The sequence below is a fragment of the Pseudomonas sp. P5_109 genome, assembly GCF_034009455.1.
Lineage (GTDB): Bacteria > Pseudomonadota > Gammaproteobacteria > Pseudomonadales > Pseudomonadaceae > Aquipseudomonas.
On sequence record NZ_CP125380.1, the window covers coordinates 2,912,287 to 2,931,407 of the forward strand.

16 protein-coding genes are annotated in these 19,121 nt (G+C 61.1%); 8 read left to right on the plus strand and 8 right to left on the minus strand.

Going from position 1 to position 19,121, the window contains the following annotated elements:
- Positions 1–122 precede the first annotated feature (122 nt).
- The 4 genes from QMK54_RS13305 to QMK54_RS13320 form a co-directional block, all read right to left on the minus strand.
- Positions 123–1,007 carry an ABC transporter permease subunit gene (locus QMK54_RS13305; protein WP_320402690.1) on the minus strand — a complete coding sequence of 295 codons (885 nt, stop codon included), beginning with the start codon at positions 1,005–1,007 and terminating at the stop codon, positions 123–125.
- Positions 1,004–1,918 (minus strand): ABC transporter permease subunit, encoded by a 915-nt coding sequence (locus tag QMK54_RS13310; RefSeq protein ID WP_110660883.1) that lies wholly within the window; start codon positions 1,916–1,918, stop codon positions 1,004–1,006. The genes QMK54_RS13305 and QMK54_RS13310 overlap by 4 nt, the downstream gene beginning before the upstream one ends.
- Complete coding sequence (gene potA, locus QMK54_RS13315; RefSeq protein ID WP_110660885.1) at positions 1,915–3,057, minus strand: polyamine ABC transporter ATP-binding protein; 1,143 nt, start codon at positions 3,055–3,057, stop codon at positions 1,915–1,917. Before potA ends, QMK54_RS13310 begins: the two co-directional genes overlap by 4 nt.
- Positions 3,058–3,401: 344 nt before the next feature.
- Complete coding sequence (locus QMK54_RS13320) at positions 3,402–4,163, minus strand: gamma-glutamyl-gamma-aminobutyrate hydrolase family protein (protein WP_223595030.1); 762 nt, start codon at positions 4,161–4,163, stop codon at positions 3,402–3,404.
- A gap of 281 nt (positions 4,164–4,444) precedes the next feature.
- On the opposite strand from QMK54_RS13320, the gene QMK54_RS13325 reads away from it, so the two are divergent.
- From QMK54_RS13325 to QMK54_RS13340, 4 genes are all read left to right on the plus strand, one after another.
- On the plus strand, positions 4,445–5,821 hold the full coding sequence (locus QMK54_RS13325; protein ID WP_110660881.1) for a glutamine synthetase family protein: 1,377 nt from the start codon (positions 4,445–4,447) through the stop codon (positions 5,819–5,821).
- Between the two features lie 188 nt (positions 5,822–6,009).
- Positions 6,010–7,500 carry an aldehyde dehydrogenase gene (locus QMK54_RS13330; protein WP_110660880.1) on the plus strand — a complete coding sequence of 497 codons (1,491 nt, stop codon included), beginning with the start codon at positions 6,010–6,012 and terminating at the stop codon, positions 7,498–7,500.
- Between the two features lie 52 nt (positions 7,501–7,552).
- Complete coding sequence (locus QMK54_RS13335; RefSeq protein ID WP_223595028.1) at positions 7,553–8,851, plus strand: NAD(P)/FAD-dependent oxidoreductase; 1,299 nt, start codon at positions 7,553–7,555, stop codon at positions 8,849–8,851.
- 313 nt (positions 8,852–9,164) lie between these two features.
- Complete coding sequence (locus QMK54_RS13340) at positions 9,165–9,713, plus strand: cupin domain-containing protein (protein WP_007982140.1); 549 nt, start codon at positions 9,165–9,167, stop codon at positions 9,711–9,713.
- Between the two features lie 119 nt (positions 9,714–9,832).
- Here the strand turns inward: QMK54_RS13340 and QMK54_RS13345 are convergent, their stop codons facing one another.
- Together QMK54_RS13345 and QMK54_RS13350 are read right to left on the minus strand one after the other, a co-directional pair.
- Positions 9,833–10,126: a fructose-bisphosphate aldolase gene (locus QMK54_RS13345; protein WP_223595026.1), complete on the minus strand. Its 294-nt coding sequence runs from the start codon at positions 10,124–10,126 to the stop codon at positions 9,833–9,835.
- Positions 10,127–10,613: 487 nt separating this feature from the next.
- Positions 10,614–11,522, minus strand: coding sequence for an alpha/beta hydrolase (locus tag QMK54_RS13350; protein ID WP_320402691.1), 909 nt, complete (start codon positions 11,520–11,522; stop codon positions 10,614–10,616).
- 182 nt (positions 11,523–11,704) lie between these two features.
- Between QMK54_RS13350 and QMK54_RS13355 the strand changes: the two genes are divergently transcribed.
- Positions 11,705–12,151, plus strand: a complete 447-nt coding sequence (locus QMK54_RS13355; RefSeq protein WP_110659595.1) for an anti-virulence regulator CigR family protein — start codon at positions 11,705–11,707, stop codon at positions 12,149–12,151.
- Between the two features lie 228 nt (positions 12,152–12,379).
- Positions 12,380–14,299, plus strand: coding sequence for a tyrosine-protein phosphatase (locus tag QMK54_RS13360; RefSeq protein ID WP_223595013.1), 1,920 nt, complete (start codon positions 12,380–12,382; stop codon positions 14,297–14,299).
- Positions 14,300–14,520: 221 nt separating this feature from the next.
- Here the strand turns inward: QMK54_RS13360 and QMK54_RS13365 are convergent, their stop codons facing one another.
- Both QMK54_RS13365 and QMK54_RS13370 read right to left on the minus strand, forming a co-directional pair.
- Positions 14,521–15,468 (minus strand): helix-turn-helix transcriptional regulator, encoded by a 948-nt coding sequence (locus tag QMK54_RS13365; protein ID WP_413787370.1) that lies wholly within the window; start codon positions 15,466–15,468, stop codon positions 14,521–14,523.
- A 275-nt stretch (positions 15,469–15,743) separates the two neighbouring features.
- Complete coding sequence (locus QMK54_RS13370; protein WP_110659591.1) at positions 15,744–16,196, minus strand: hypothetical protein; 453 nt, start codon at positions 16,194–16,196, stop codon at positions 15,744–15,746.
- Between the two features lie 322 nt (positions 16,197–16,518).
- On the opposite strand from QMK54_RS13370, the gene QMK54_RS13375 reads away from it, so the two are divergent.
- Both QMK54_RS13375 and ppk2 read left to right on the plus strand, forming a co-directional pair.
- Positions 16,519–18,240, plus strand: coding sequence for a SulP family inorganic anion transporter (locus QMK54_RS13375; protein WP_320402692.1), 1,722 nt, complete (start codon positions 16,519–16,521; stop codon positions 18,238–18,240).
- Between the two features lie 58 nt (positions 18,241–18,298).
- A complete protein-coding gene (ppk2, locus tag QMK54_RS13380) occupies positions 18,299–19,117 on the plus strand; it encodes a polyphosphate kinase 2 (RefSeq protein WP_320402693.1) in 819 nt (272 codons plus the stop codon).
- Positions 19,118–19,121: the final 4 nt, after the last annotated feature.

The window sequence follows — 19,121 nt, forward strand, 5'->3', positions numbered from 1 at the left end:
AAACCAGTGAATGCGATGCAACTGAGACACCGCAGTTTTCCGGTTTTGGGGCCGCTTCGCGACCCAACGGGGGCAAGCCCCCTCGCCACAAAGCCCCCTCGCCACAGTTAACCGGGCAACGACTAGGCAGTCGCTTCTGCCATTTGTTTTTTCGGTTGCTGCCAGGATTCGCTGGCAGTCTGGTCCATGGCTTCCTGGATCGCGCGCTTGCGGCTTTCTTCGGCGCGGCGGCTGAAGTACCAGACCATGAAGGTCACGATGGACACCGCCAACAGGATCAGGCTGGCCACGGCGTTGATCTCGGGTTTAACCCCCAGGCGTACCGCCGAGAACACTTCCATCGGCAGGGTCGTGGAACCCGGGCCGGAGACGAAGCTCGCCAGCACCAGGTCATCCAGCGACAGGGCGAACGACATCATGCCGCCGGCCGCCAGTGACGGCGCGATCATCGGAATGGTGATCAGGAAAAACACCTTGAATGGCTTCGCACCCAGGTCCATGGCCGCTTCTTCGATGGACAGGTCCAGCTCGCGGAGGCGGGCGGAGACTACCACCGCTACATAGGCGGCACAAAACGTGGTGTGGGCGATCCAGATGGTGACGATGCCGCGTTCCTGCGGCCAGCCGATCAATTGCGCCATGGCCACGAACAGCAGCAACAGCGACAGGCCGGTGATCACCTCAGGCATCACCAATGGCGCGGTGACCAGGCCACCGAACAGCGTACGACCCTTGAAGCGCGTGACGCGAGTCAGCACGAACGCCGCCAGTGTACCCAGTGCCACCGCTGCGATGGCGGTGTAGCAGGCGATTTCCAGCGAGCGCACCACCGAACCCATCAGTTGGGTGTTGTCGAGCAAACCGGCATACCACTTGAACGACCAACCACCCCACACCGTTACCAGCTTGGAGGCGTTGAACGAATAGATCACCAGGATCAGCATCGGCAGGTAGATAAACGACAGGCCGAAAATCAGCATGAACTTTGAAAATCCGAAGCGTTTCATCCCCGTGCCTCCATCTCTTTGGCCTGGCTGCGGTTGAACAGCAGAATCGGCACAATCAGGATCAACAGCATCACCACCGCCAGGGCGGACGCCACCGGCCAGTCGCGGTTGTTGAAGAACTCTTGCCACAACACACGGCCGATCATCAGGGTTTCCGGGCCGCCCAGCAGTTCCGGAATCACGAACTCACCGACCACCGGAATGAACACCAGCATGCAGCCGGCGATGATGCCGTTCTTGGCCAGCGGCACGGTGATTTTCCAGAAGCTGTTGAAGGTGCTCGAACCCAGGTCCGATGCGGCTTCCAGCAGGCTCTGGTCGTGCTTGACCAGGTTGGCGTACAACGGCAGCACCATGAACGGCAGGTAGGCGTAGACGACCCCGATGTACACGGCGGTGTTGGTGTTGAGGATCTCGATCGGGTGCGACGTCAGCCCGGTCCACATCAGGAACGCGTTGAGCAGGCCGTTGTTGCTGAGGATGCCCATCCACGCATAAACGCGGATCAGGATCGCGGTCCAGGTCGGCATCATGATCAACAGCATCAGGACGTTCTGCGTTTCCTTGCTGGCCTTGGTGATGGCGTAGGCCATCGGGAAGCCGATCACCAGACACATCAGCGTGCTGAAAAACGCGACCTTCAACGAACCCAGGTAGGCGGACAGGTACAGCTCGTCCTGGCCCAGCAGGGTGTAGTTGCCGATGTTGAGCAGCAGCTGGAATTTCTGCTCGGCGTAGGTGTAGATCTCCGAGTAGGGCGGAATGGCCAGGGCCGCTTCCGAGAAGCTGATCTTCATCACCAGGAAGAACGGCAACATGAAGAACAGGAACAGCCAGATGAAGGGAATCCCGATGACGAGCTTGCGCCCGCTGGGGACCAGTCTCAGGAATTGCTGATTGAAGGTTTTCATGCGCGCAGTACCACGCCGCTGTCGTCTTCCCACCACACGTAGACCTGATCGTCCCAGGTCGGACGTGCGCCACGGCGTTCGGCGTTGGCCATGAACGACTGGACGATCTTGCCGCCAGGCAGTTCGACGTAGAACACCGAGTGGCCGCCGAGGTAGGCGATGTCATGCACCTTGCCGCTGGACCAGTTGTAGCGGTTGTCTGGCTTGATAGTGCTGACCAGCAGTTTTTCCGGGCGGATCGCGTAGGTGATCGACTTGTCCTGCACCGAGGTGCTGACGCCGTGACCGACGTAGATTTTCTGCTCAAGGTCCGGGCTATGGATGATCGCGTGGCCTTCCAGGTCCTCGACCACGGTGCCGTCGAAGGCGTTCACGTTGCCGATGAATTCGCAGACCATGCGGCTGACCGGTGCTTCATAGATGTCGACCGGGCTGCCGATCTGGGCGATCCAGCCCAGGTGCATGATCGCGATGCGCTCGGCCATGGTCATGGCCTCTTCCTGGTCGTGGGTCACCATCACGCAGGTCACGCCGACACGCTCGATGATCTCGACAAGTTCAAGCTGCATCTGCGAACGCAGCTTCTTATCCAGTGCGCCCATCGGTTCGTCGAGCAGCAGCAACTTCGGACGCTTGGCCAGGGAACGGGCCAGGGCCACGCGCTGACGCTGGCCGCCGGACAGTTGGTGCGGCTTGCGCTTGGCGTATTGAGTCATGTGCACCAGGCGCAGCATCTCCTGCACACGGGCGTCGATTTCGGCCGCTGGCAAACGGTCCTGCTTGAGGCCGAAAGCGATGTTCTGCGCCACGGTCATGTGCGGGAACAGGGCATAGGACTGGAACATCATGTTGATCGGTCGTTCGTACGGCGGCATGTCGGTGATGTCGACGCCGTCGAGCAGAATCCGGCCTTCGGTCGGGCGCTCGAAGCCGGCGAGCATGCGCAGCAGCGTCGATTTACCGGAACCGGAACCGCCGAGCAGGGCGAAGATTTCACCCTGGTGGATTTCCAGGGACACATCGTCCACAGCGGTGGTTTCGTCGAATTTCTTGGTGACGCGATCGACTTTCACCAACACCTTCTTCGGTGCCTGGTGACCTTCAATTGCCTTCCTGTAGATGCTGGAGGCGTTTGCCATGTGAAACTCCCAACAGGTTTCAGTCGCCCGGCCAACACGGCCCGGCTTAATAGTGGATTGCAAACCCGGAGTCAACGCTGCCTCTCTGTAGGAGCGAGCCTGCTCGCGATGGTCGCCAACGATGACGCTGGCAGTCTGAATGCCCGCGGTGTCCGGACATCCATCGCGAGCAGGCTCGCTCCTACAGGGAATTGCGTTTCCCGTCCCGGGTTAATTCGGCGCCGCCGTCCTGGCTGCCTGGTAGTACTTGTTGTTATCGCAGTGTGTTGTTCTGGCGAGCGGGACGCGCAAAAGCGCCTGCCCGCTCGCGTGGGCAGTCAATCGTTGAATGTGGGTTTGGGTCGTCAGCTCGAGTGACGCAGCGCCGCCCGTTGCCGGCAGGCTTCGCCGAACGCCTGGAAAATACTCAAGTAAGGAGGGTTATCCAGCACTTGCCATTCCGGATGCCATTGCACGCCGAGGGCAAACGCCTTGCTGTGCTCGACCGAGACCGCCTCGATCAGGCCATCGGGGGCGACGGCTTCGGCGCGCAGGCCGGGCGCGAGGCGGTCGATGCCCTGGCTGTGAATCGAGTTGACCTGGAACACCGCAGGCAGGTCCAGCGCTTCGAACACGCCACCTTGCTGCACATTCACCGCATGGGCCGGTGCGTATTGCACGGCCAGCTCCGGGTGGTTGGCTTCACGGTGATCGAGGAAGCCCGGCAGCTCATGGACTTTCTGATGCAGGCTGCCACCGAACGCCACGTTCATTTCCTGGAAGCCTCGGCAGATGCCGAGGACCGGAACACCGGCAGCGATGGCCGCGCGGATCAGCGGCAGGGTGGTGCGGTCCCGTTGCGGATCGTGCTCCGTCCCGGGGGCGCTGTCGGGGCCTTGATAGTGGAAGGGTTCCACGTTCGACGGCGAGCCGGTCAGCAACAGACCGTCGAGCTGCCCCAGCAGGTCATCGATTTCGGTCAGTTCAGCCAAAGAAGGAATAACGACAGGCAGCCCCAGCGCCGCAACGCTGACAGCACGCAAGTACTTGTCGCCGCTGATGTGGTAGGGGTGCAGGCCAATCTGTTTGACGCACGCAGTAACGCCGATCAATGGCTTGAATGCCATTTTTATCACCTCGAAGTTTGACACTTGAACGAGCTTTTCTGGAGCTTAGCCTTGTTGATTTTAATTAACAACTCTCATGTAAAAAATTCTAAACGCCGCACGTCCGATCTTCAGGAATTACGGGCGTTTTTGGGAGTATCTGGCACTCTCGTGCCTCTGAAGTGCCCGAAAATAAACGCTGAAAGGCCAGGTGTTCGCTATTGACTTCACTTTGCCTTTCGGATTGACTGGGCTCGTGAAAGGGCAGTGAACATAATAATTAACAGCTAAATAGGTGCAACATGTCGGTCCCCCTGCGTACCGTTCAACTCAACGAAGCAAACGCATTCCTTAAGAAATATCCTGAGGTTTTGTACGTCGACCTTCTGATTGCGGATATGAACGGTGTGGTGCGCGGCAAGCGCATCGAGCGCACCAGTCTTCATAAGGTTTACGAGAAAGGCATTAACCTGCCGGCGTCCCTGTTTGCTCTGGACATCAATGGCTCCACGGTGGAAAGCACCGGCCTGGGTCTGGACATCGGCGACTCCGACCGGATCTGCTACCCGATCCCCGGAACCCTGAGCATCGAACCCTGGCAGAAGCGCCCGACCGCGCAACTGCTGATGACCATGCACGAACTAGAAGGCCAGCCATTCTTCGCCGACCCGCGTGAAGTGCTGGCCAATGTCGTGCGCAAGTTCGACGACATGGGCCTGACCATCTGCGCCGCGTTCGAGCTGGAGTTCTACCTGATCGACCAGGACAACGTGAACGGTCGTCCGCAATCGCCACGTTCGCCGGTATCCGGCAAGCGTCCGATGTCGACCCAGGTGTACCTGATCGACGATCTCGACGAATACGTCGATTGCCTGCAAGACATCCTCGAAGGCGCGAAAGAGCAGGGCATCCCGGCTGACGCCATCGTCAAGGAAAGCGCCCCGGCGCAGTTCGAAGTCAACCTGCACCACGTGGCTGACCCGATCAAGGCGTGCGACTACGCGGTCCTGCTCAAGCGTCTGGTGAAGAACATCGCCTACGACCACGAGATGGACACCACCTTCATGGCCAAGCCGTATCCGGGCCAGGCAGGTAACGGTCTGCACGTGCACATTTCGATTCTCGACAAAGAAGGCAACAACATCTTTGCCAGCGAGGATCCCGAGCAGAACGCCGCACTGCGACACGCGATCGGCGGTGTGCTCGAGACCCTGCCGGCGCAGATGGCGTTCCTCTGCCCGAACGTCAACTCGTACCGTCGTTTCGGCGCACAGTTCTACGTGCCGAACTCGCCGAGCTGGGGCATCGACAACCGCACCGTAGCCGTGCGTGTGCCGACCGGTTCGCCAGACTCGGTGCGCATCGAACACCGCGTAGCGGGCGCCGATGCCAACCCGTACCTGCTGATGGCGTCGGTATTGGCCGGCGTGCACCACGGCCTGACCAACCAGATCGAACCGGGCGCACCGGTGGAAGGCAACAGCTACGAGCAGAACGAGCAGAGCCTGCCGAACAACCTGCGCGATGCCCTGCGCGAGCTGGACGACAGCGAAGTCATGGCCAGGTACATCGACCCGCTGTACATCGACGTGTTCGTGGCGTGCAAGGAAAGCGAGCTGGCCGAGTTCGAGAACTCCATCTCGGACCTTGAGTACAACTGGTACTTGCATACCGTCTGATTGGTTGGTTCAACACAATCAAATGTGGGAGCGGGCTTGCTCGCGAAAGCGGTGTGTCAGGTGACATCGATATTGAATGTGCCGACGCCTTCGCGAGCAAGCCCGCTCCCACAGGGATTGCATTTCAGAACTTGAACTGACGGGCTTCAGCCCGACGATCACCTATTCCCCTGCGTCGAGTCACAACAATGACAAACACTCGCAGCGATTGGGAGCAGCGCTTCCAGTCCCTAACAATCGAAGGTCGCGCATTCATTGACGGCCAATACTGCGCGGCCGCCAGTGGCACCACGTTCGAATGCCTGAGCCCGGTGGACGGCCGTTTCCTGGCCAACGTCGCCAGCACCGATGAGGCCGACGCCAATGCGGCAGTCGCCGTCGCGCGCCGCGCGTTCGAATCCGGCGTCTGGGCCAACCTGGCCCCGGCCGAGCGCAAGCGCATCCTGATCCGTTTCGCCGATCTGATCCTGGCCAACCAGGAAGAACTGGCCCTGCTCGAAACCCTCGACATGGGCAAGCCGATCAGCGACTCCATGAGCATCGACATTCCGGCGACCGCCAACGCGATCCGCTGGACCGCCGAAGCCATCGACAAGATCTACGACGAAGTCGCCGCCACGCCCCAGGACCAGTTGGGCCTGGTGACGCGCGAAGCGGCCGGCGTGGTCGCGGCCATCGTGCCGTGGAACTTCCCGCTGATCATGGCCAGCTGGAAATTCGCCCCGGCCCTGGCGATGGGCAACTCGTTCATCCTCAAGCCTTCGGAAAAGTCGCCGCTGACGGCGATCCGCATCGCCCAGCTGGCACTGGATGCCGGCATCCCGAAAGGCGTGTTCAACGTCCTGCCGGGCTACGGCCACACCGTGGGCAAGGCGCTGGCGTTGCACATGGACGTCGACGTGCTGGCCTTCACCGGCTCCACGGCGATCGCCAAGCAGCTGATGATCTACGCCGGGCAAAGCAACATGAAACGCGTCTGGGCTGAAGCGGGCGGCAAGAGCGCGAACGTGGTGTTCGCCGATGCGCCGGACCTGCGCGCCGCTGCACAAGCCGCGGCCGGTGCCATTGCCTTCAACCAGGGCGAAGTCTGCACCGCCGGTTCGCGCTTGCTGGTTGAACGTTCGATCCGCGAGCAATTCATTCCGCTGTTGGTCGAAGCACTGCAAGCGTGGAAACCAGGGCATGCGCTCGATCCTGCGACCACGGTCGGCGCGGTCGTCGACCAGCGTCAACTGGACAACGTGCTGCGCTATATCGGGATCGGCAAAGAGCAGGGCGCTCAGTTGATCGCCGGCGGCAGCCGCACCCTCGAAGATACCGGTGGCCAGTACGTGGAACCGACGATTTTCGACGGTGTGACCAACGCCATGACCATCGCCCAGGAAGAAATCTTCGGCCCGGTGCTGTCGGTCATCACCTTCGACACGACTGAAGAAGCTTTGGCGATTGCCAACGACAGCATCTACGGCCTGGCCGCCGGGGTTTGGACCAGCAACCTGAGCAAGGCCCATACCTTCGCCCGTGCCTTGCGCGCCGGCAGCGTCTGGGTCAACCAGTACGACGGCGGCGACATGACCGCACCGTTCGGCGGGTTCAAGCAGTCGGGTAACGGTCGGGACAAATCGCTGCACGCGTTCGACAAGTACACCGAACTCAAAGCGACCTGGATCAAGCTCTAATAACAATAAAGCGGCGGTCGCCGGCAACTTGCGGCGGCCATCGGAGAAATTTATGAAACACAGCGCTACCAAGCAACAGCATGTAAACAGCTACTACGCCGCCACCCGCAACTTCACCGGCGATTTCCCGGTGCTGGAAGGGGCGGTGGACTGCGACGTCTGCGTGATCGGTGCCGGCTACACTGGCCTGTCCTCGGCCCTGTTCCTCGCCGAAGCGGGCTACAGCGTGACCGTGCTCGAAGCGGCCAAGGTCGGCTTCGGCGCCAGCGGTCGCAATGGCGGTCAACTGGTCAACTCCTACAGCCGTGACGTCGATGTCATCGAAGAGCGCTACGGCGACAAGACCGCCGAAGTCCTCGGCAGCATGATTTTCGAAGGCGCCGACATCATCCGTCAGCGCATACAGCACTACGACATCCAGTGCGACTACCGTCCCGGCGGTATCTTCGCGGCGATGAACAAGAAGCAGCTCAAGGGCCTGGCCGAGCAGAAGAAGAGCTGGGAACGCTACGGCAACAAGAACCTGAAAATGCTCGACGCGGCCGACATCAAGCGCGAAGTCGGCTCCGACGCCTACGTCGGCGGCCTGCTGGACATGCAGGGCGGCCACATTCACCCGCTGAACCTGGCCCTCGGCGAAGCCTCGGCGATCATCGGCCTGGGTGGCAAGATCTACGAGCAATCGGCAGCGGTGGAAATCACCTACGGCGAGCCGATCACCGTGCGCACTGCAAAAGGCGTGGTGAAGGCCAAGTACCTGCTGATCGCCGGTAACGCCTACCTGCCGCAGGGCCTGGACAACCGCGTGACCAGCAAGAGCATGCCGTGCGGTTCGCAGATCGTCGTCACCGAGCCGTTGTCGGAGCAGCAAGCGCATAGCCTGATCAAGAACAACTACTGCGTCGAAGACTGCAACTACCTGCTCGACTACTACCGCCTGACTGCCGACAACCGCCTGCTGTACGGCGGTGGCGTGGTCTACGGTGCACGCGAGCCGGACGACATCGAACAACTGATCCGCCCGAAAATCCTCAAGACCTTCCCGCAATTGAAGGACGTGAAGATCGACTACCGCTGGACCGGCAACTTCCTGCTGACCATGTCACGCATGCCGCAATTCGGCCGTATCGAGAAAAACGCCTACTACATGCAAGGCTACAGCGGTCACGGCGTTACCTGCTCGCACCTGGCCGGCAAACTGATCTCGGAAATGATCCGTGGCGATGCCGAGCGCTTCGACGCGTTTGCCTCCTTGCCGCACATGCCGATGATCGGCGGGCGCACCTTCTCGGCGCCGCTGACCGCCCTCGGCGCCGTGTACTACTCGCTGCGCGACCGTTTCGGCATCTAAGCTTTACCTCGCCGACGGTTTCTGTGTAACAGGAACCGCCGGTTTTTTATCTGAAACACCGCAGTTCCCTGTAGGAGCCAGTTTGCTGGCGAAGAGGTCATATCAGCCAAAATCGATGTCGCCTGACACACCGCTTTCGCGAGCAAGCCCGCTCCCACAGGTGGTTTTTTTCTGCCGTCTATCGAACCTGCTGAGCATTACGAACAAACGTGATTTAATAGCCGCCTTTCACGTTTCCGGGACCGGAAAACGGCGTGATCCGCGCCTGCTCTCCACCCCCATTACCCTTACGCGGTACGCACATAAGGCTGTCATGGACACGGGCTCACGACTCAAATTAGTACGCGAAAGCTACAAACTGTCCCAGCGCGAGCTGGCCCGGCGTAGCGGCGTCACCAATGCAACCATCTCCCTGATCGAACAGAATCGGGTCAGTCCTTCCGTCAGCTCCCTGAAGAAACTGCTGGAGGGCATCCCCATGTCCCTGGCCGACTTCTTCACCTTCGATCAGCCACCCCGCGAACACCAATACGTCTTCCGCGCCAGCGAACAGCCCGACCTCGGTCGCCACGGCCTGCGCCTGCTGCTGATCGGCGCCTCCGTACCAAGCCGGCAGATGCGCCTGCTGCGCGAGCAATACGCGCCGGGCGCCAGTTCCGGCGAAGAGCCGATCGTGCACTCCGAAGGCGAAGAGTGCGGGCTGGTGACACGTGGCACCGTGGAGTTGACCGTGGATGGCCAGGTCAGCGTGCTGAACGCCGGGGATGGCTATTACTTCCCGACGACCTTGCCGCACCGGTTTCGCAATATAGGGGCGGATGAGGCGGAAATCATCAGCGCGAACACGCCGGCGAACTTCTAATAGGGCCTGCCCCGGTGGCGCTTTGTCAGGCCGAACAATCGGCTCTTCCAGACAGAGTCCACCAGGATCAGGCTATAAAAACCCGCATTAATGCGGGTTTTTTTACGGCTGGAATTCGCTTACTGCGCCTTGGACACCTCAAACCCCCGCCGCTCGATCACCCCAAACACGTCCCGCACATCCTGAAGCAGAATCCGCGAAATGTTCGTGACGGTGTTGATGTCGTTTTCGGCGTAGTCGGGGAGGCTGGTGCAGGCCATGAGGTTGAGGTATTGGAGGACGGCGTTGAGGCGTTCGGCGGCGCAGTTGTGGAGATCGCGTAGCGGGGCGTCGCTGTCGATGAGAAGGACGGGGTAGCTGGTGGCGATTTGTTTCATGGGGGTGAAGCGGCGTTGCGGATTGTTAGCATCCATAAGTAAAACTTCCTCGTATCTGAAAGAAGAGCTACTCCCGGTCGCTGCGAATCGAATGGGGTGGTAGCTATGTGCGGGTTCGCAGACCGAGGATACGAGGAACCCGGCAGACCCGAAGATCTCCCACACACAGCCACCATAAAACGACATGCGGGCGCAGATGCGACCGTCAGTGGTTTGGTGGGCTGCAAGGTTACTACACGTATCTACAGGGCTGCGAAACCCTATCGCCAATTCAAGTCAGCGACGGGCGCACATTAGGCATCGATTTCGACGGCTGCAACCGGCCTGTAGGACGCCAAATTACCTCTGTGGCGAGGGAGCTTGCTCCCGTTCGGCGGCTCTGCCGCCGTAAAACCGGGCACTGCGGTGTGTCTGAGGAAATGAGTTGCAATAGATGAGGACTGCTTCGCAGCCCAGCGGGAGCAAGCTCCCTCGCCACGGGCGGTAAATTCCTACATGTTTTTCGGATGCCAGGGATGCGCCTTCACTGCGTCATAAACCCACGAATCGCCGCAATCGTCTGCGTCGGCGCTTCCTCCATCAGCCAATGCCCAGCTCCCGGAATCACCACTTCCGTGACCTTGTCCGCGGCATTGCGCATCACGATGGCTTCATTGGCCCCGAAGGATTTCTCGCCCCCGACCGCCAGCACCGGCATGCTCAGTTTTTTCGCCATCGATGCCTCGTTGTCCACGGCATCCTGGCGAATGCTGCGGAACTGGGCGAAGGCGGCGTGCATGGCGCCGGGGCGGGCGTAGAGTTTGGCGTAGTGCTGGCGGGTGCCTTCGTCGACCTTGGCCGGGGTGCCGGCGAATTCGTTCCAGAATCGGTCGAGGTAAATGCGTTCACGCCCGGCGACCAGGCGTTCCATGTCGGCGCCGCCGAAGTCGAAGTGCCACAGCATTGGTGAGCGCACGATGTCGTTCCACGGCGGGATGCCCGGCACTGGCGCATCCATCACCACCAGGCGGTCGGTGCGTTCCGGGTAGCGCGAGGCATAGGCGAAGGCGACCATGGTGCCGATGTCGTGGCCGACGACCACCGAGTGTTCGATCTTCAACGTATTCAACACGCCACGGATGTCGGCGGCTTGAGTCTTCTTGTCGTAGCCGCTTTGCGGGATCGACGACAAGCCCATGCCGCGCAGGTCCGGCACCACCACGGTGTGGTCCCGCGCCAGGTCGGCCGCCAGTGGTGCCCACATGTCGCCGGTGTCGCCAAAGCCGTGCAACAGCACCACCGCCGGACCCTTGCCGCCGACGCGCACGTGCATCGTGACGCCATCGACGGCGATGTCCTGGGTGTGAAAAGACGCCGGGAACGGCGTGACATCGGCGTGCGCCGCAACGCTTGAGCCGAGCAGGGTGAGGGCGATCATCAGGGGGCGGATCATGGTGATGTCTCCAGGGAGGCGCAGTGAGTTGAATGCAATCGACTAGCCCCATCCTTCGCTAAACGCCTGCAAGGCTTCGATCGGAAGAGCGTAGACGGTTTGGCGTTTGCTGACTCGACGGAACCAACTTCGTCAACAGCGTCTAAATTTCAGGGAACATCCCCGCCACGAAGGAACGACTCATGTTCAAGTCTCGATCGTTGATTGCAGCAATCACCTGCCTGGCCCTGGTCAGTGGCCCGGTGACTGCGCTGGCTGATCCCGGTAACGGCCAGGGCAACGGCAAGGCAAGCCATGGCAACCAGGGGAGTCATGGCAACAAAAACAAGAATTCCGGCGGCGGCGACTGGAGCAATGGCCCGAGCATCAATCGCGGTAGCGTGCTCGAGATCATTGGCGTGAATACGGGCTACTGGAGCCCCGGGCCTGCCTTGCCACCAGGTATTCAAAAGAACCTTGCCCGAGGCAAGCCCCTTCCACCGGGCATTGCCAAAAAGCTGGATGGCCGACTGGTCGGCAGGCTGCCCCACTATGACGGTTACGAGTGGCAGCAAGTCGGCACGGATCTGATCCTGGTTGCGCTGGCCACCGGGCTGGTTTATGAAATTCTCAACGGTGCGTTTGATTAACCTGTAAAGGGCCGTTTTCCTTGTTTCGCCATTTCGCCCCTGGCTCTCACCCGGCACTGCGTTCATTTGCAGCACCAAAACTGGCTGCACAACGGGCGTTACACGGACAGAAAACGAGCCACCCGGACACATCGCGCAGTGATTTGCGTTCGCGGGTTTTTTGTCATGTTCAGCGCCCATTCAGCGTAGATATTAGTCAGCCCAACGCTATTCCAATGAGGCTGCACTGTGTTCCAACGACTTGTTTGTTCGCTGTCTGTTTTGAGCCTGTCCATCGCCGCCGCCCAGGCTGCCGAGACTGTCTCCCTCAACACGCCACGCCTGAAGAGCATCGACAACTTCCGCGACGTTGCCGGCCTTACAACGGCATACACCACGGCCAATGACGGCACGCTGCGTGGCGGGGTGTTTTATCGCTCCAACGCGCTGACCCCGTCGACGGCGGATCTGGCGACCCTGAACGGCCTGGGCATCAAGGCGGTCTACGACCTGCGCACGCCCGTCGAGATCGCCGCCACGCCTGACACGATGCTCACGGGCGCGAGCTACACCAACATCGACATCATCGGCGGCTCCACCTCTGGCGCGAACGTCACCAACGTCGCGTTCCACAGCGCCGCCGAAGCCACCGCGATGATGCAGGACACCAACCGCGATTTCGTCAGGAACCCGGGGATGCGCAGCGAATTCAACCAGCTGTTCAATGAGCTGGCCACGGTCGACGGCGCCGCGTTGTTCCATTGCACCGCCGGCAAGGACCGTACGGGCTGGACCGCCGCCGTGCTGCAAAGCATCGCCGGGGTCGACGATGCCACCATCATGAGTAACTACCTGGCCACCAACGACTACACGGCCGCGCGTATCAAGGCGACCCTGGCGGCGATGCCACCGGGCATGGCGACCATCTATGGACCGCTGATCGGCGTGGAGGCCAGTTACCTGCAGGCCGGCCTCGACGAGGTGACCGCGCAGTACGGCACGATGGATAACTACCTCAAGGAAGGCCTCGGCCTGTCCCAGGAAACCCTCTACGTGCTGCGCGGCAAGATGGTGTTCTACAACAGCCTGCCTGGCGCGGCGGACCTGGCCGGCAACGCCGCGGCCGGCGCACAGTTGTTGCAACAACTGCAGAACAGCAGCCTGTCGGGCACCTACAGCGCCTACAACTACTACCTGCAGTCGGCCATCGATGCGGGCAGCCTCGGCGGCGTCGAGTCTACTGTCGGCGGTCAGGTGCACGCCGACGCTGCCAGCTATCTGCTGCGCCAGGGCGCGATGATCGAACAGGCTGCCGCGCCGTTCACCAGCGGCATCGACCTCAAGGCCGGGCAATACCGCCTGTGGAGCACCGCCCTGGCGGGGTACCTGGGTACCGACGGCTCGTCCCAGGCTTCCAGCAGCAACGAGCATAGCCAGGGCATGATGATTGGCCTGACCCAGCGCTTTTCCGAACAGCTCAGCGCCCATGCCGGTTTCGGCTACAGCAGCGGCAATGTCGGTGGCGCAGGTGGCGAGGCCGATACCGACCTGACTTTCTTCAACGTTGGCGCACGCTTTGCCCCGAACGGTCTGGAGCGCGGCCTGTTTGTGGATGCCAACGCCAGCGCCGGCTATCTCGATTACGAGAGCAAGCGCGAACTTGGCGGTGGTCTGGGTACGGCCAAGGGTGACAGCCATGGCAACCTGACCGGCGCGACCCTGGCACTGGGTTATCGGGTTCCGGTGAGCGGCGTGACCCTCGAGCCGAGCCTCGGTGTGCGGGTCAGCCACGTCAACCTGTCGGGTTTTCAGGAGAAAGGCAGCGAGCTGGCGCTGGACGTCGACGGCATCCACGAGACCCGCAAGAGCGCGGTGGCCAACCTCAACGCAACATTTGCACCGGTCGCCCTGGGCGCCTGGCAAGTGGTGCCGGGCGTGCAGGTGGGCTACGAGCATGTGTTGGGCGATCAGGACATCGACAGCGAAGGGCACCTGCTGGGCCTGGACATTGAGCAGCAAGCCGCCTTCGACAACCGTGACCAGTTCACCGGTGGCGTCAATGTCATGGGCAACCTGGGTCCATGGAGCGTGGGTGCGCAAATCGGCGCCAGCGGTGGCGGTGACAGCCACGGCTTCAATGGCGGCCTGAAGGCCAGTTATCTGTTCTGACGAACAGTTAAGGCAATCTGTGGGGGCGGCCTGTGATAGTGACCTGACAGTTCCGGCCCCTTCGCGGGCAAGCCCGCTCCCACAGGTTGTGTGTCGTGCCCGGATCATGTGGCAAGCGCAAAACCCTGTGGGAGCGGGCTTGCTCGCGAAGAGGCCGTGTCAGTCGACATAGATGTTGAATGTAACTACAGCATCGCGAACTGGCTCGCTCCCACAATTTCTCAATTGGTCGCCATTGGCCGCGTTCGCACCCCCTTTCTCACATCTGCGGGACTGATACCGTAGGCACTCTGGAAATACTGGCAAAACCGCCCGACATTGCTGAAGCCGTGTTGCAGGGCCACGTCTGTCACCGAAGGCGAGACACCCTGGGACAGTGCGGTAAAGGCGCGCTCCAGGCGTACCTGGCGCTGATAGGCAACGATCGAAGTGCCCATGAAACGCTGAAAACCCTCCTGCAATGCGCGCAGGCTGACGTTGCTCAATTGCGCCAGTTCGGTGCCGCTGGCCAGGTGGTCGGGGTGTTCCTGAATGTACTCGACGGCCAGCTTCACATGCCGCGGCGCGATCAGTGGGGAAGGGCGCCGCAGGGCTTCGGTGAAGTTGTGCGGCCAGGTTTCGAGCACCGCGTCGACCAACATTTCGCGAAGGCGTGAAGGCATCAGCGAGCCCGTATTGATCAGCAGGTCGAACTCGGTTCCGGTGGCCATGTCCACCAGCGCCTTGATGCCCTGTAAAGCTGGCACGCTCAGATCCACCACGGGCTCGAAACAGACTTTTTGCAGGATCGGCTTGCCCAGCAACATCGACAGCCGTTCGGTGATCAGCGCCCGGCTGATGGAAATCCCGTGCTGCGCATGATTGTCGACAAAGCGCGCCGAGCGGACCTCGGCCTTGTCGATGGCCAGGCCGATCTGCGCCAGGCCTACCGACTCGGTGATGTGGTTGAAGATGATCTTGCCAGCGGTGGGAATGACGAAGGTTATCTCATCAAGGGGGACGGGAAACGCCACCGTGAAGTCGCCATGAAAGTGCATGCGACGAAAACTGACACCTTCGTGCCTGCCGTAGACCCCGCCGATGTCGATGTTTTTCGGGTGCGGTGGAGAGTCGGGATAAAGGTTGCCGAACAGGTTCGAGAACAGCGCGCCAAAGTCGTCGCAGTTCATGTCGTTGGATCTGATGATGATTTGCTTGCGCGTCGTGCTTGAGTACACCTGAAGTGTCACCTTGAGCGGATGGGCAAAGCCCGGTACGGGGAACTGCCGGTCGGAGATCGAACGGATGCGGTTCGGGAAAGCGCTAGGACGTTATCAGTGAGTAATGACAGGTTTGTTACTGGTTGTTGCCGCCCCCGTTTCCGTTCACCCGACGCCACCGCTCGCACTGCACAACGAGTGGCACGAGCGGTGCCGGGGCGTGGGCTGGCCTACAATGGCCGCGGCTATTTCACCGGCTCTGTTGCCTTGATATCCCCGCAAAAGATATCGACGTTGCCATCGGTCGACGCCGTTCGCACGACCACCGAATACTTGCCGTCAAGCAGGGTTTGCAAGGGCACAGGCGCGGTTCTGGTGAACGACCAGCCGCGTACGGGTTGGCGTTCGGTGTTGACGGTGTCGTTCATCGCGTAGGCGACTGACCCGGGTTGCTCGCAGCTGCCGTTATTGATGAACGAGTAAAGCCGCAGGGGCAGGGTAACCCCGGTTGGAGCACCGCTGATGAAGAAACTGAGCCCGGTTTTCTTGTCCCAGTCGGTCAAGGTGACGGTGCCGATCTGACCGGCATTTTGCCGGGTGGCGACCAACGTGACGTTCACGCCGTGGTTCGGGGAAGTGGTGCAGCCGAAAAGGCTTGCCGCAACCATGAGTGCTGCCAGAGAGGTTTTGAGCTTCATTGCCAAACTCCTGAGTTGAAGAACTGCAATGGGGGGAATTAGCGGGTATAGCTCATTAATCGCTTTCATGGCGTCGTCCATATAAGGCTTTCCATTTTTGAGCGGTGATGGTGGGGTGTCTGTCCCCTTCTCCAGCCATAGGGCGGCGTAGTCGTGCAAACCGACTACATTTGTAACTGGCCGAGCCTGAGCGGATTGCCTGCTGGCACACGCGCTTGAATGCCGATGAAGGTTTGCCGTGGTTACGCGTGCAGTTAATGGATTGTGCGGTCAGTTGAGCCCACTCATCATCCGCATGGACGATTTGCGACTGGAGTGACTGATGAATCAACAAGGCAGCGATCCGCAAGAGCGGATTCCAGGCACTCCACCGCGGGGTACCGTGCGCAGCCTGTTGATCCCGGAGTGGCTCGACAGCTATCGGCCGGACTGGCTGCGCGGCGATGTGGTCGCCGGGCTGACAGCGGCGGCTGTGGTCATTCCCAAGGCGCTGGCGTACGCCACCATTGCCGGCCTGCCGGTGCAGGTCGGGCTGTACACGGTGCTGGTGCCGATGGTGATCTATGCCGTGCTCGGTTCCTCGCGCCCGCTCAGTGTCAGCACCACAACCACCCTGGCCATTCTCGCCGGCTCCGCGTTGGGCCAGATCAGCCCCGATGGCGATGCCGCGACCTTGCTGGCGGGTTCCGCCACGCTGGCGCTGATGGTGGGCGCGATCCTGATCGTCGCGGGGTTGCTGCGCCTGGGCTTCGTCGCCAATTTCATTTCCGAGCCGGTGCTGGTGGGTTTCAAGGCCGGCATCGGCGTGGTCATCGTGCTCGACCAGTTGCCCAAGCTGCTGGGTACTCACATCGAAAAAGGTGGCTTCCTGCACAACCTGGTGGCCACTGTCCAGAGTGTCGGCCATGCCTCGCTGCCAACCGTGGCGGTCGGCGTGTTCATGGTCTTGCTGCTGGTCGGCATGAAGCGATTTACCCCGCGAATGCCCGCACCCTTGATCGCGGTGGCGCTGGGCATCATCGCCATGAGCCTGCTGGGCCTGGAAAGCTTTGGTGTGTCCGCCGTTGGCCTGGTGCCAATCGGATTGCCAGCACCGACCCTGCCGGCATGGTCGATGGCCGAAACCCTGTGGCCTTCGGCGATGGGTATCGCGCTGATGAGCTTCACCGAAACCATCGCGGCGGGGCGCGCGTTCGCCCGCAGTGACGAGCCCGCGCCACAGCCCAATCGTGAGCTGCTGGCCACCGGTGTTGCCAACATCGGCGGGGCGTTTCTTGGGGCCATGGTCGCCGGTGGCGGGACTACCCAAACGGCGGTGAACCGCCTGGCCGGCGCGCGTTCGCAATTGGCCGCACTGGTCACCGCGGCACTGGCATTGGGCACTTGCCTACTGCTGGCGCCGCTCATTGGCCTGATGCCCAACGCCACGCTCGCTGCCGTGGTGATTGTGTACTCGGTGGGCCTGATCGAGCCGGCGGAGTTTCGCGAGATCCTGTCGGTGCGTCGTACCGAGTTTGCCTGGGCCGTGGTGGCGATGATCGGCGTGATGCTGCTGGGCACGCTGCAAGGGATCGTCGTGGCGATCATCGTCTCGCTGCTGGCCCTGGCCTATCAGGTCTCGGACCCACCGGTGCACGTCCTGGGACGCAAGCCCGGCACCAACGTCTATCGCCCGCAGTCCACTGGCAACACAGACGACGAGCGCTTTGACGGGCTGTTGTTGCTCAGGCCCGAGGGGCGGATCTTCTTCGCCAATGCCGAGCGCATCGCCGAGAAGATCCGGCCGTTGATTGACAGGGCGACACCCAAAGTCGTGGTCCTGGACCTGCGCAGTGTGTTCGACCTGGAATACACCGCCCTGAAAATGCTCACCAGCGCGGAGCAGCGCATGAGCGAGAAAGGCATTTCACTGTGGTTGGTAGGCATGAACCCGAGTGTATGGGACATGGTCATCAAGGCACCGCTGGGCCATACGCTGGGCGAAGCGCGCATGTTCCTGAACCTGGAGCAGGCGGTTGAACATTACCAGCGCAGCAGACGCTGAATGAACGCGGCCGGGCGCACTCCGACCGCTGTGTGACGCATTGAAGGAGGTAACGGGCATGGCAAAGAAGAAGGCTGCATCGAAAAACAAACCGGCTGAAGGCGACAAGCTCAAGAACAAGGTGTATCTCGAGGAACTGGCGCGCTTGCATGTCGAAATGGTCAAGTTGCAGGAGTGGGTGCAGCACTCGGGCGCCAAGGTTTGCATCATCTTCGAGGGCCGTGATGGCGCCGGCAAGGGCGGAACCATCAAGGCGCTGACCGAACGGGTCAGTCCACGGGTGTTCCGGGTGGTGGCGTTGCCGGCACCGACCGATCGGGAAAAAAGCCAGATGTATGTGCAACGTTATCTGCCGCACCTGCCGGCGGCCGGTGAAGTGGTGATCTTCGATCGCAGCTGGTACAACCGCGCCGGTGTAGAGCGGGTCATGGGATTCTGCAGCGAAGAGCAGGTGCGCAATTTTCTCACCTCGGTGCCGCGCGTCGAGCAGGCACTGGTCGAATCAGGAATCATCCTGATCAAGTACTGGCTTGAGGTGAGCCAGGAAGAGCAGACCCGGCGTCTCAAGGAGCGTATCACCGACGGACGCAAGATCTGGAAGCTGTCGCCCATGGACCTCAAGTCCTATAACCGCTGGTACGACTACTCTCGTGCCCGGGACGACATGTTCGAGGCCACCGACACCGATTTCGCCCCGTGGCGGGTCGCCAACTCCAATGACAAGCGCCGGGCGCGACTGAACATCATCAGTGATGTGCTGGGGAGCATTCCCTACGAAGAAATACCGCGGGCAAAAGTGAAGTTGCCCAAACGGCAGGCGCCGGGTGATTACCGGGAGCCGGATTATCCGTATCGGCGGATTGCGGAGAGGTTCTAGAGGC

Bases quoted from the DNA above. Each gene is read 5' to 3' on its own strand.
- QMK54_RS13305 (WP_320402690.1), bottom strand. From the start codon at position 1,007: ATGAAACGCTTCGGATTTTCAAAGTTCATGCTGATTTTCGGCCTGTCG.
- QMK54_RS13310 (WP_110660883.1), bottom strand. From the start codon at position 1,918: ATGAAAACCTTCAATCAGCAATTCCTGAGACTGGTCCCCAGCGGGCGC.
- potA (WP_110660885.1), bottom strand. From the start codon at position 3,057: ATGGCAAACGCCTCCAGCATCTACAGGAAGGCAATTGAAGGTCACCAG.
- QMK54_RS13320 (WP_223595030.1), bottom strand. From the start codon at position 4,163: ATGGCATTCAAGCCATTGATCGGCGTTACTGCGTGCGTCAAACAGATT.
- QMK54_RS13325 (WP_110660881.1), top strand. From the start codon at position 4,445: ATGTCGGTCCCCCTGCGTACCGTTCAACTCAACGAAGCAAACGCATTC.
- QMK54_RS13330 (WP_110660880.1), top strand. From the start codon at position 6,010: ATGACAAACACTCGCAGCGATTGGGAGCAGCGCTTCCAGTCCCTAACA.
- QMK54_RS13335 (WP_223595028.1), top strand. From the start codon at position 7,553: ATGAAACACAGCGCTACCAAGCAACAGCATGTAAACAGCTACTACGCC.
- QMK54_RS13340 (WP_007982140.1), top strand. From the start codon at position 9,165: ATGGACACGGGCTCACGACTCAAATTAGTACGCGAAAGCTACAAACTG.
- QMK54_RS13345 (WP_223595026.1), bottom strand. From the start codon at position 10,126: ATGGATGCTAACAATCCGCAACGCCGCTTCACCCCCATGAAACAAATC.
- QMK54_RS13350 (WP_320402691.1), bottom strand. From the start codon at position 11,522: ATGATCCGCCCCCTGATGATCGCCCTCACCCTGCTCGGCTCAAGCGTT.
- QMK54_RS13355 (WP_110659595.1), top strand. From the start codon at position 11,705: ATGTTCAAGTCTCGATCGTTGATTGCAGCAATCACCTGCCTGGCCCTG.
- QMK54_RS13365 (WP_413787370.1), bottom strand. From the start codon at position 15,468: ATGAACTGCGACGACTTTGGCGCGCTGTTCTCGAACCTGTTCGGCAAC.
- QMK54_RS13370 (WP_110659591.1), bottom strand. From the start codon at position 16,196: ATGAAGCTCAAAACCTCTCTGGCAGCACTCATGGTTGCGGCAAGCCTT.
- QMK54_RS13375 (WP_320402692.1), top strand. From the start codon at position 16,519: ATGAATCAACAAGGCAGCGATCCGCAAGAGCGGATTCCAGGCACTCCA.
- ppk2 (WP_320402693.1), top strand. From the start codon at position 18,299: ATGGCAAAGAAGAAGGCTGCATCGAAAAACAAACCGGCTGAAGGCGAC.